We start from the raw sequence: 11,712 nt of genomic DNA, 5'->3' as shown, positions 1-11,712 counted from the left end.
GAAAGGCTAGGACAGGAGATCCTTGAAGAACTTCACCACACCCAGACGGACTAGGTCGTTGCCGGTAGCGAAGATCATCAAGGTCAATACCAAAGCGAGACCGATCCGGAAACCATATTCCTGGGCCCGCTCACCGAGCGGGCGTCCCCGGACAGCCTCAATCCCGTAATACAGAAGATGCCCCCCGTCCAGCATGGGCACGGGGAACAGGTTGATCAGGCCCAGATTCACCGACAGGATCGCCATGAACCAGAGCAGGGCCGCGAGGCCGGTCTGCGCCACCTGGCCGGACACCTGCGCGATGGTGAGCGGGCCGCCCAGTTCATCCGTCGAGCGCTTGCCGGTGACCATCTGCCACAGCGTGTCCAGGATGCCGGTGGTCAGGCTGACCGTCTCCTTGCCCGCTGCCCAGATAGCGGGCAGCAAGGGGTGTTTGCGATACTCGTCCGGCCCGCGCAACACGCCCAGGCGCCCGATGGTGTGGGTGGACCCGAACCGGTCGGTGACCTGGACGACCCGCGGCGTGACGGTGATCGGGACCTGCTGACCGTTCCGCTCCACCACCATCTCCAGTGGCTGACCGGGGCGGAGCAGGATGGCCTGGAGCACATCCTGGAAACGATCGATGGATTCCCCGTCGATGCTGAGGATGCGGTCGCCATTCTGCATGCCAGCCTCTGCGGCGGCGCCGTCCGGCTGCACCTCCTGCACCACGGGTGGGGTGTAGGGCTGTCCATACAGGGTGAACAGCAGCGCCAGCGTGACGATGGCGAACAGGAAATTGGCGATGGGGCCCGCGGCGACGATGGCCGCCCGCTGGGAAACGCGCTTGTGGTAGAAGGAGACGGACCGCTCCTCCTCCGACATGGCGGAGACCTGCGCGCCAGGGCGACTGGTGGCATCGGCGTCGCCGAACATCTTCACATAGCCGCCCAGCGGGATGGCGCTGAACTTCCAGCGGGTACCGGCCCGATCGGTCAGGCCGAAGATCTCCGGCCCGAAGCCGATGCTGAAGGTTTCGACCCGCACGCCGTTGCGGCGGGCGACCCAGTAGTGGCCGAGCTCGTGCACGAACACCAGCACGGTCAGCACCACCAGGAACATGACGCCGTAGTTCCAGATGAGGCTGAGTACTTCCATGGACCTGCCTCCCAGCTCCGGTCAGGAGCGGCCAGCGAACGTGCCCCGTTCAGGGGCGTGACCTTAGACGCGTGATTAGGGCATCGGCGTGGCGGCGTGCGTCCCCATCCGCATCCCGCACGTCGTCCAGGGTCCCGAGCCCGCGGCCCGGCAGGGAGGACAAGGTCCCCTCCACCACCCGCTCGATGTCCAGGAAGCCGATACGGCCGTCCAGGAAACCCTGCACTGCCACCTCATTCGCGGCGTTGAGCACTGTAGGGGCCGCCCCCCCGCTTTGCAAGGCTTGCCGCGCCAGGGCCAGAGCTGGGAAACGCTCTGGATCGGGCGGCTCGAAGGTCAGGTTGCCGGCCTTGACCAGGTCCAGCCGGTCGCCGGGCGTGGGGATCCGGTCCGGCCAGCCGAGCGCCACGGCGATGGGCGTACGCATGTCGGGGGTGCCCAACTGGGCAAGGACCGAGCCGTCCACATACTCGACAAGGCTGTGCACCACCGATTGCGGGTGGACCAGGATGTCGATCCGGTCTTCCGGGATGGCGAACAGATGGTGGGCCTCGATCAGTTCCAACCCCTTGTTCATCATGGTGGCACTGTCGACGGAGATCTTGGCGCCCATGGACCAGTTGGGGTGCTTGCAGGCCTGGGCCGGGGTCACGCCCTCCATGGCGTCGCGCTGCCAAGTCCGGAAGGGACCGCCAGAGGCGGTGAGGATCAGCCGCTTGATGGCGTCGCGCCGAGAGGTCTCGAACACCTGGAAGATGGCGCTATGCTCACTGTCCACCGGCAGAAGGGTCGCACCGCTCTTCCGGACCTCGGCCATCATCAGGGACCCGGCGCAGACCAGGCATTCCTTGTTGGCGAAGGCGACGATGGCCCCGCGACGCACGGCGGCGAGGGTGGGCTCCAGCCCGGCGGCACCGACGATGGCAGCCATGACCCAGTCTGCCGGCCTGGTGGAAGCTTCCACGACCGCCTCCGCGCCGGCGGCGACCTCAATCCCGCTGCCGGACAAGGCATCCTTCAGGTCCTGATAGCAGGCAGGGTCGGCGGTGACGGCCAGCTTGGCCTTCAGGGCACGGGCCTGTTCCGCCAGCTTGGGGATGTTCCGGTTGGCGACCAGCGCCTCCACCGTGAACAGGTCCGGCGAGAGGCCCAGGAGCTCCACCGTGTTGCAGCCGACAGAGCCGGTGCTGCCCAACACGGTCACGCTTCTCGGCCGGCCTGGGGCCGGGGGGCTCACCACCATTGCAACCACTCTCCGGCCAACCCATGGAACAGGGCAAAGACGGGGGCGGCCACGATCAGCCCGTCGATGCGGTCAAGCAGGCCGCCATGGCCCGGGATCAGGGAACCACTGTCCTTCACGTCGCTGCGACGCTTCACGTACGACTCGAACAGGTCACCCACCTGCCCCGCTACCGCGAGGATGGCGGCGATGACCGCGCCCACCCAGGGCTTCGCAGCCCCATCGAAGTAAGGAACGAAATAGCCGAACAGGGCCGCCGCCGCCATCCCGCCGAACAGGCCGGCCCAGGTCTTCTTCGGGCTGATCCGCGGGGCGAGCTTCGGCCCCCGATGGAGCGGCCGGCGGCATAGGCGCCGATGTCCGTTGCCCAGATGGCCAGCAGCAGGAACAGGAACAGGGCAAGGCCATGCTCCGCCGTCTCCGTCCGCACCCAGTTCAGGGCGACACAGGCCACGCCGATATAGGGTACGGCGAAGGCGAGGCTCTTGCAGTGCTCGGCCTTTATGGCAGTGACGGCCAGATAGAGCACGAGGGTTGCCCCAGCGGCCATCCAAAGAGCCGTTATACCGCCCCAGGCGATGCCCGCGGCCACGACGGCGACGACGCAGAACAGGGAAAGGACGAAGGGCAGTTGCCTCGACCCCGGTTCCACCAGCCGCACCCACTCCCGCACGGACAGGGCGGCGGCCAGCAGGACTACGGCCTGGAACAGCCAGCCGCCGACCCAGACGGCAGCCAGGATCGGAGGGCCGAGCAGGAGGGCGGAGATGATGCGGGTCTTCAGGTCGCCGCCGCGCGACGGCGCAGAAGCCGGATCAGCGGGTGCCGACCGATGCCCCGAACCGGCGGTCCCGCCGGTAGAATTCTTGGATGGCATCTTCCAGGTCGCGCTTGGTGAAGTCCGGCCACAGCGTATCCACGAACACCAGCTCCGCATAGGCCATTTGCCAAAGCAGGAAGTTGCTGATGCGCTTTTCGCCGCTGGTGCGGATGACGAGGTCCGGGTCCGGTATGCCGGCCGTGAACAGGCCACCGGACAAGGCAGCCTCATCGATGTCCTCGGGGTTCAGCCTGCCGTCCCGCGCCGCCTGCGCCAGCAGCCGAGCCGCCTCGATGATCTCCTGCCGGCCGCCGTAGCTGAGCGCCAGCACCAGGGTCAGCCCGGTATTGGAGGCGGTCAGCTCCTCGGCGTTGCTGATCATGGCCTGCAGGTCCGGGGACAGGCGGTATCGCTCCCCGATCATGCGGATTCGGACGTTGTTCTTGTGCAGCGTCGCGATCTCCCCCCGCAGGTAGAAGCGGAGAAGCTGCATCAAGGCCGAGACCTCGTCCTCCGGCCGGCTCCAGTTCTCCGTGGAGAAACTGTAGAGCGTCAGGTAGCGGATACCCAGCTCCTGCGCCGCCTCCAACGCCCGCCGGACCGACTCGACCCCCTTCTTGTGGCCGGCCGTCCGCGGCAGCCCGCGCGCCTTCGCCCAGCGGCCGTTGCCGTCCATGATGATGGCGACGTGAGTCGGCGCGCTCTGCGGCAAAGGCTGGGAGGCGGAATGCATTCGGGGCGTTGTCCTCGGGATCAGCAGGCCTGGGTCAGACCTGCATGATCTCCTTTTCCTTGGCCGCCAGGGCCTCGTCGATTTTCTTGATGTGCGCGTCGGTCATGGCCTGCACCTTGTCCGACCACACCTTCAACTCGTCCTCGGACAAGTCGCCGTCCTTCTGCATCTTCTTCAGACGGTCCATGCCGTCACGACGGACATTGCGGACCGCGACGCGGGCCTCCTCGGAATACTTGGCGGCGACCTTGGAAAGCTCCTTGCGGCGCTCCTGGTTCAGCTCCGGGATGGGCACGCGGATGGTCTGGCCCTCGGTCTGGGGGTTCAGGCCCAGGCCAGCCTCACGGATGGCCTTCTCCACCGCCTTGACCGTGGTCCGGTCCCAAACGGACACGGTGATCAGGCGGGGTTCGGGCACGCTGACGTTGGCCACCTGATTCAGGGGCACGGAGCTGCCATAGGCGTCCACATGAACCGGGTCCAGCAGGCTGGCGGAGGCGCGGCCGGTGCGCAAGCCGCCGAACTCCTTGCGGAGGGTCTCCACCGCGCCGTCCATCCGGCGCTCGATGTCCTTGATGTCTGGGGCGGCCACCTTAGACCTCTTCGGTGATGATGGTGAACTTGCCACGTCCCGCCATCACCTCGGCGAACTCGCCGTCGGTGTGGATGGAGAAGACAAGGATAGGAATCTTGTTTTCCCGCGCAAGGGAGATCGCGGACGCATCCATCACCTGCAAATCCTGGGACAGGACCTGCAGGTAGGTCAGCCGGTCATAGCGGACCGCGTCCTTTACCTTCTTCGGGTCGGCTGAGTAGACGCCGTCCACGCCCGTGGCCTTGAGCAGGGCGTCGCAGCCCATCTCGGAAGCCCGCAGTGCGGCGGCGGTATCGGTGGTGAAGAAGGGGTTGCCGGTGCCGGCGGCGAAGATCACCACCCGCCCCTTCTCCATGTGCCGGGCGGCCCGGCGGCGGATATAGGGCTCACAGACGCTGGCCATAGGGATGGCCGACTGCACCCGGGTCTGCACGCCCGCCTTCTCCAGGGCGTTCTGCACGGCCAGCGCGTTCATCACGGTGGCCAGCATGCCCATATAGTCGGCGGTTGCCCGCTCCATGCCGGTGGCGGCCCCGGAAATACCCCGGAAGATGTTGCCGCCACCGATCACGCAGCAGACCTGGACCCCCATGTCGACGACCGACTTGACCTCAAGCGCCATGCGGTCGACGACCTTGGGGTCGAGGCCGTAGCCCCTGTCGCCCATCAGCGCCTCGCCGGACAACTTCAGCAGGACGCGTTTGTAGCGTGCGGCCATGGGCCAGGTCCTTTTCGATACGGGGGTCCTTGGATACTGTACTTGCCTTTGTGTCGAGACCAGGGCCTCAGCGGGCCATGGAGGCGACCTCGGCCGCGAAGTCCGACGTCTCCTTCTCGATGCCCTCGCCCAGGGCGAAGCGGGCGAAGCCGGTCAGCGTCACGGGCGCGCCCACGTTCTTGGCGGCGTTCTCCACGACCTTGCGGATCTTGGTCTCACCGTCCACGACATAGACCTGCTCCAGCAGCACCACTTCCTCGTAGTACTTGCGGATACGGCCCTCGACCATCTTCTCGATGATGCTGTCGGGCTTGCCGGAGGCGCGGGCCTGCTCGGTCAGCACGGCGCGTTCACGGTCCAGGTTGGACGGGTCCACGTCGGCGACGTCCAGCGCCTCCGGGCGGGCGGCGGCGATGTGCATGGCGATCTGGCGGCCCAGCTCGGCCAGCTTGGCCTTGTCGCCGGTGGACTCCAGGGCGACCAACACGCCGATTTTGCCAAGGCCCGGGACCAGGGCGTTGTGCATGTAGCTGGCGACCACGCCGTCGGTCACCGTCAGGCGGGCGGCCCGGCGCAGGTTCATGTTCTCGCCGATGGTGGCGACCAGGTGCGTCAGCTCGTCGCCGACGTTGCGGCCGGTACCCGGGTAGGCGACGGCCTTCAGCGCCTCCAGCTCGGAGGTGTTGTTAAGCGCCAGCTCGGTCACCTTGGACACGTAGCCCTGGAAGGCCTCGTTGCGGGCGACGAAGTCGGTCTCGGAGTTGACCTCGACGGCGGCGCCGGTCAGCCCGTTGGTGGTCACGCCCACCAGGCCCTCGGCGGCGACGCGGCCGGCCTTCTTGGCGGCGGCGGCGAGGCCCTTCTTGCGCAGCCAGTCGATGGCGCCTTCCAGGTCGCCCTGGCTCTCGCCCAGCGCCTTCTTGCAGTCCATCATGCCGGCGCCGGTCTTCTCACGCAGCTCCTTCACGAGCGCGGCGGTGATCTCGGCCATGTCAGCCCTCTCCGTCCAGGATCGGCCGCGGCCCCCACACATACGGGGCCGGGGCAGTGGTCAAACAGCAGAACGGCCGGCCCGCTCCCGGATCGGGGGCGGCCCGGCCGTCCACGGGAAAAATCAGGCCTGGGCCTCGGTGGCCTCGGCGGGGGCCTGCTCCTCCGGCAGCACCTCGGCGGGAGCCTCCTCAGCGGCGCCCACGTCGATGCCCGCGGCGGACATCTCGGCCTGCAGGCCATCCAGCACGGCGCCGGCGATCAGCTCGCAGTAGGTGTCGATGGCGCGCAGCGCGTCGTCGTTGCCAGGGACCGGGAAGGTCACGCCGTCCGGGTCGCTGTTGCTGTCGACGATGGCCACCACGGGGATGCCCAGCTTGTTGGCTTCCTGGATCGCCAGCGACTCCTTGTTGGTGTCGATGATGAACAGCAGGTCCGGCAGGCCGCCCATGTCACGGATACCGCCCAGGGCCCGCTCCAGCTTGTCGCGGTCGCGGGTCATGTTGAGCAGCTCCTTCTTGGTGCGGCCGGACTGGTCACCGGCGGCGAGCTGCTCATCCATCTCCTTCAGGCGGCGGATGGACTGGCTGATGGTCTTCCAGTTGGTGAGCATGCCGCCCAGCCAACGATGGTTCACGTAGTACTGGCCGCTGCGCTTGGCGGCCTCGGCGACCTTTTCCTGGGCGGCGCGCTTGGTGCCGACGAACAGGACGCGGCCGCCGCCAGCGACGACGTCACGCACCGCCTGCATGGAGCGGTACATCATCGGAACCGTCTGCTCCAGGTCGATGATGTGCACGCCGTTGCGCACGCCGAAGATGTACGGAGCCATCTTCGGGTTCCAGCGGCGGGTGTGGTGACCGAAGTGCACGCCGGCCTCGAGCAGCTGGCGCATGGTAAAGGTGGGCATAGCCATGAAAAGTCAGTCCTTTTCCGGTTGGACCTCCGCGGGCGACGCCCCAGGGCCGGCATGGCCGAGGGACACCGGAGACGGGGCGACCAGGATGAGCGGTCGCACCGCAAGCCCGCGTGCGGGTTTGACGACGGGCGGTTAGATACTCCGCCGATGCCACCATTGCAACAGGCCAGATACCCCCGCCGCGCGCGACACCGCCATGTCCCGGCCCTACATGCCTTGGCAGGGCCCGCCCGCCCGCGTATGGTCCGCCCGCCGCAACCCCAGCCAAGCCCCCATGCCCGACGCCGACAGCCTAGACCTGGACCTGCTCGCCCGCTTCGCCCAGGAGGCCGGCATGGCGCCGCCCAGCGTCGCCCTCCTTGCCGTATCCGACCTTCCCGAGGCGGCGCGCGGCATCCTCGTGCAGGACGGGGGCATGACCCAGGCGCTGGTGTCCTTCTGGGGTGAGGCCATGCGCCTGTCGGTGCTGGACTCCACTGAGTCGGGAGGCACCCTGCGCCGGGCGGTGGTGCTGTCGGCCGCGGAGTCGGGCATGCCCGCGGAACTGGGCCTGATCGAGATCGAACTGGAGCGCCTGCCTTCGCCGGTACGCGACGCGGTGCGCGCCGGCCTGCGCCCCTTCGGCACTGTGCTGGCGGAGGCCACCCTGCCCTTCCGCAGCCGGCCGGAGGCCTTCCTGGCCGTCACCGCCAACCGCGTTCTGGCCGACATCCTGGACGTGAGCCCGGGTGAGGAACTCTATGGCCGGGCGACCCTGCTCCGCCTCGCCGACGGCACGGCCATTGCCCGGGCCGTGGAGATCCTCAGCGGCCACGGCCCGGGCTGACGTACGGTCATTCGCTTCCTCAAACGCGGGCGCCGCATGCGCGGTTTGGCTCACGCCCGCATGGGCAGGCGCCGCGGCAGTCACCGGCGGAGCGTGTTTCCGGCGAGCGCAAACACGCCCTTGTCAAAGATCCTGGACCTCCAGCACCCCGGGGATGGACTTGATGGCCTGTCGCCCAGCGGCGCTGATCTGGTAGGCCTGCGGCAGGGCGATGTGCGTCTCTTGCAGCACGTCCGTCTCCACCACGATGGTGACCCGGCCCCGGCCCGGCGGCAGGCGCTTCAGGGTGGTCTGGATCACCGGCACCGCCTGGGTGTCGCCCAGCACCACCTTCAGCCCCAGGGCGGTCTTCGCCACCTCCTCCTCCAGCAAGGCCACCTGCTGGGCGGTGAGGCGCAGTTCCTCCCCGTTCTGCTGCACGTCCACGGTCAGGACGACGGCCTTCCCGGCCTCCAGCATCTCCCGTGAGGTGGCCAGCGTCTCCGAGAACAGGGTAACCTCGTATCCGCCGGACGCGTCGGATAAGGAGACGAAGGCGAAGCGGTTGCCGCTCTTGGCCGTGCGTTCCTGCCGGGCGATGACGATGCCGGCCATCTTGACCCGGGAGGACTTGCCGTCCCGGACCTTCCGGGCAAGGTCGGCATAGCGCACGATGCCCATGCGGGTCAGCGCCGGGCCGAAGGTGTCCAGCGGGTGGGCGGTGAGGTAGAAGCCGATCGCGTCCGCCTCATAGCGCAGCTTCTCCAGCTTGTCCCAGTCGGCCACCTTGGGCAGGTCCGGGGTCTTCATGGCGGTGGGGCCGAACAGGCTGGCCATGCCGCTGTCCCGCTGCTGCGCCTCCGCCTGGGCATAGCGCATCACCATGTCCAGCCCGGTGTGCAACTGCTGCCGGTTGGGCGCCAGCGCGTCGAAGGCGCCGGCGCAGACCAGCTTCTCCATCATCCGCTTGTTCAGGCTGTTCAGGTCCACCCGGCGGGCGAAGTCGAAGATGTCCATGTAGGGGCCGTTGGCCTTGCGCTCCCGCACCACGGACTGCATGGCGGGCAGGCCCACGCCCTTGATGGCCGCCAGCGCGTAGCGCACCGCCCGGCTGCCGTCGGGCAGCCTCTCCACCGCGAACACCTCACCCGACTTGTTGATATCGGGCGGCAACAGCTTGATCCGCAAGCGTTCCAGCTCGTCCTTGAACAGGTTCAGCTTGTCGGTGTTGCCCAAATCGTAGGTCATGGTGGCGGCCATGAACTCGACGGGGTAGTTGGCCTTCAGGAAGGCGGTCTGGTAGGCGACCAGGGCATAGGCCGCCGCGTGGGACTTGTTGAAGCCGTAGCCCGCGAACTTGTTCACCTGGTCGAAGATCAGGCCGGACTGTTCCTCGTCCACGCCCATGACCTCTTTGGCGCCCTTGATGAACTTGGCGCGCTCCTTCTCCATCTCCTCCTTGATCTTCTTGCCCATGGCGCGGCGCAGCAGGTCGGCGCCGCCCAAGCTGTAGCCCGCCAGCACCTGGGCGATCTGCATGACCTGTTCCTGGTACACCATGATCCCGAAGGTCTCCTTCAGGATCGGCTCCAGGGCCGGGTGCATGTAATCCGGCTGCTCCTCCCCGAACTTCACCTTGATGTACTTGGGGATGTTGTCCATGGGGCCGGGGCGGTAGAGGGACACCAGGGCGATGATGTCCTCGATGCGGTTGGGCTTCATGCGGCGCAGCACGTCGCGCATGCCCGAGCTTTCCAGCTGGAACACGCCCGAGCTCTCGGCTCGCCCCAGGATGGAATAGGATTTGTCGTCTTTCAGCGGCAGGGCCAGCAGGTCCAGTTCCGGCCCCAGCTCCCGCACATGGTCCACGGCGGTCTTCAGGACCGACAGGGTCTTCAGGCCCAGGAAGTCGAACTTCACCAGGCCCGCCAGCTCCACATACTTCATGTTGAACTGGGTGACCGGCATGTCGGACCGCGGGTCGCGGTACATGGGGACCAGCTCATGCAGCGGCCGGTCGCCGATCACCACGCCTGCCGCGTGGGTAGAGGCGTGGCGGTACAGGCCTTCCAGCTTCAAGGCGATGTCCAGCAGGCGGCCGATGGTCTCATCCGACCGGCGCATCTCCTGCAACAGCGGTTCCCCGTCGATAGCCTGTTGCAGGGTGACGGGGTTGGCGGGGTTGTTGGGGATCAGCTTGCAGATGCGGTCCACTTGGCCATAGGGCATCTGCAGGGTGCGCCCCACGTCGCGCACCACGGCGCGGGCCTGGAGCTTCCCGAAAGTGATGATCTGCGCCACCCGGTCATAGCCGTAGCGCTGCTGGACGTACTTGATCACCTCCTCGCGCCGGTCCTGGCAGAAGTCGATGTCGAAGTCGGGCATCGACACGCGCTCGGGGTTCAGGAACCGCTCGAACAGCAGGCCGTAAAGGATCGGGTCCAGGTCGGTGATCAGCAGCGACCAAGCCACCAGGCTGCCGGCGCCGGAGCCGCGGCCCGGCCCCACGGGGATGCCATGGTCCTTCGCCCACTTGATGAAGTCCGACACGATCAGGAAGTAGCCGGGGAACTTCATCTTGACGATGGTGTCCAGCTCGAAGTCCAGACGCTTGCGGTATTCCGCCTCCGTCTCAGCCCTTTTTTCCGCTGTCATTTCAGGGGTGAAGACGTATCTGTTCAGGCGGTAGGTCAACCCGTCGTGCGCCTGTTTGCGCAGTTCTTGGGCCTCCGCCGACTCCTGGTCCTGCTTGGCCACGCCCTGGACGAAGGCGGGCAGGATCGGGTTGATCTTCTTCGGCATGTAGGCGCAACGCCGGGCGATGGCGACAGTGTTCTCCACCGCCTCCGGAAGGTCGGCGAACAGCTCCTTCATCTCCGCCGCGGATTTGAAGCAATGGTGCGGGGTCACCCGCCGCCGCTCCTCCTGCACCACATAAGCGCCTTCCGCGATGCAGAGCAGCACGTCGTGCGCCTCGAACATGTCGGGGTGGCGAAATAGGCATCGTTGGTGGCGACGAGGGGCAGTTCGTGCCGATAGGCAAGGTCGATCAGCTCAGGCTCGATCCGGTCCTCCGCCGTGGCGATGGGGCCCTCCACATGGCGCATCAGCTCCACGTACAGCCGGCCGGGGAACAGTCCGGCGAGCTTCAGCAGCAGCTCCTCAGCATGCGGTTTCTGCCCGTCCAGCAACAGCCGCCCCACCCCGCCACCAGGGCCGCCGGTCAGGCAGATCAGGCCATCGGTGCAGCCCTCGAGCTGCTCCACGCTGACCTGGGGCAGCAGGCCGGGCTCCGTCTCCAGGTACGCTTTGGAGACCAGGGACATCAGGTTGCGGTAGCCCTGCTCCGTCTGCACGATCAGGATTAGCTGGTCGGCACCAGGGCCAGCCATCCGGCCCTGCACCTTCTTCACCGGGCCATAGGGCGTGACCCACATCTGGCAGCCGATGATGGGCTGTATTCCCTCATCCGCCGCGGCCATGGCGAATTCCAGGCAACCGAACAGGTTGCCCGTGTCGGTAACCGCCACCGCAGGGAAGCCGTGCTTCTTGCACAGCTTCACCAGCTCCTTGGTCTTGATGGCCCCTTCCGACAGGGAGTAGGCGGAGTGGACACGCAGGTGGATGAAGCCGGGATCGGGCACGGGCAAGTCCGGAATGACGGGCGAGGCTTGGGCGACTGAGCTTACCGCAGGCCGCCACCTGGAATCACGCCCGCAGTCCCGGGTGGCGCAGGTTGTCCCCAACAG

The 11,712-nt window shown here is 67.1% G+C and carries 10 protein-coding genes and 1 pseudogene; 1 reads left to right on the top strand and 10 read right to left on the bottom strand.

Translation table 11 applies throughout. The features are described from left to right. Positions 1 to 6: 6 nt before the first annotated feature. The 9 genes from rseP to rpsB form a co-directional block, all read right to left on the bottom strand. Complete coding sequence (gene rseP, locus HHL28_RS06445) at positions 7 to 1,140, bottom strand: RIP metalloprotease RseP (protein ID WP_075769422.1); 1,134 nt, start codon at positions 1,138 to 1,140, stop codon at positions 7 to 9. Between the two features lie 49 nt (positions 1,141 to 1,189). Continuing rightward, on the bottom strand, positions 1,190 to 2,383 hold the full coding sequence (locus HHL28_RS06440; protein ID WP_075769421.1) for a 1-deoxy-D-xylulose-5-phosphate reductoisomerase: 1,194 nt from the start codon (positions 2,381 to 2,383) through the stop codon (positions 1,190 to 1,192). Beyond that, positions 2,374 to 2,649, bottom strand: a complete 276-nt coding sequence (locus HHL28_RS18405; RefSeq protein ID WP_404326662.1) for a phosphatidate cytidylyltransferase — start codon at positions 2,647 to 2,649, stop codon at positions 2,374 to 2,376. The genes HHL28_RS06440 and HHL28_RS18405 overlap by 10 nt, the downstream gene beginning before the upstream one ends. Then, positions 2,553 to 3,260 carry a phosphatidate cytidylyltransferase gene (locus HHL28_RS06435; RefSeq protein WP_404326659.1) on the bottom strand — a complete coding sequence of 236 codons (708 nt, stop codon included), beginning with the start codon at positions 3,258 to 3,260 and terminating at the stop codon, positions 2,553 to 2,555. The genes HHL28_RS18405 and HHL28_RS06435 overlap by 97 nt, the downstream gene beginning before the upstream one ends. Further along, on the bottom strand, positions 3,199 to 3,936 hold the full coding sequence (locus HHL28_RS06430) for an isoprenyl transferase (RefSeq protein ID WP_075769420.1): 738 nt from the start codon (positions 3,934 to 3,936) through the stop codon (positions 3,199 to 3,201). The genes HHL28_RS06435 and HHL28_RS06430 overlap by 62 nt, the downstream gene beginning before the upstream one ends. A 34-nt stretch (positions 3,937 to 3,970) precedes the next feature. Next, positions 3,971 to 4,528, bottom strand: a complete 558-nt coding sequence (gene frr, locus HHL28_RS06425) for a ribosome recycling factor (RefSeq protein ID WP_075769419.1) — start codon at positions 4,526 to 4,528, stop codon at positions 3,971 to 3,973. A gap of 1 nt (position 4,529) precedes the next feature. Continuing rightward, positions 4,530 to 5,249, bottom strand: a complete 720-nt coding sequence (gene pyrH / locus HHL28_RS06420) for a UMP kinase (RefSeq protein ID WP_075769418.1) — start codon at positions 5,247 to 5,249, stop codon at positions 4,530 to 4,532. A gap of 67 nt (positions 5,250 to 5,316) precedes the next feature. After that, positions 5,317 to 6,240 (bottom strand): translation elongation factor Ts, encoded by a 924-nt coding sequence (tsf, locus tag HHL28_RS06415; protein WP_075769417.1) that lies wholly within the window; start codon positions 6,238 to 6,240, stop codon positions 5,317 to 5,319. A 123-nt stretch (positions 6,241 to 6,363) separates the two neighbouring features. Then, the gene (gene rpsB / locus HHL28_RS06410) at positions 6,364 to 7,155 is read right to left on the bottom strand and encodes a 30S ribosomal protein S2 (RefSeq protein WP_075769416.1); all 792 of its coding nucleotides are present in this window, start codon (positions 7,153 to 7,155) and stop codon (positions 6,364 to 6,366) included. Between the two features lie 199 nt (positions 7,156 to 7,354). On the opposite strand from rpsB, the gene HHL28_RS06405 reads away from it, so the two are divergent. Then, a complete protein-coding gene (locus tag HHL28_RS06405) occupies positions 7,355 to 7,984 on the top strand; it encodes a hypothetical protein (RefSeq protein WP_075769415.1) in 630 nt (209 codons plus the stop codon). 123 nt (positions 7,985 to 8,107) lie between these two features. Here the strand turns inward: HHL28_RS06405 and dnaE are convergent. After that, a pseudogene (dnaE, locus tag HHL28_RS06400) lies at positions 8,108 to 11,607 on the bottom strand (DNA polymerase III subunit alpha). Between the last annotated feature and the right edge of the window lie 105 nt (positions 11,608 to 11,712).

Source organism: Aerophototrophica crusticola (assembly GCF_012913305.1).
Classification (GTDB): Bacteria; Pseudomonadota; Alphaproteobacteria; order Azospirillales; family Azospirillaceae; genus Niveispirillum; species Niveispirillum crusticola.
The sequence above is the reverse complement of the archived record's forward strand: the minus strand, read 5'-3'. Positions and strand labels throughout refer to the sequence as shown.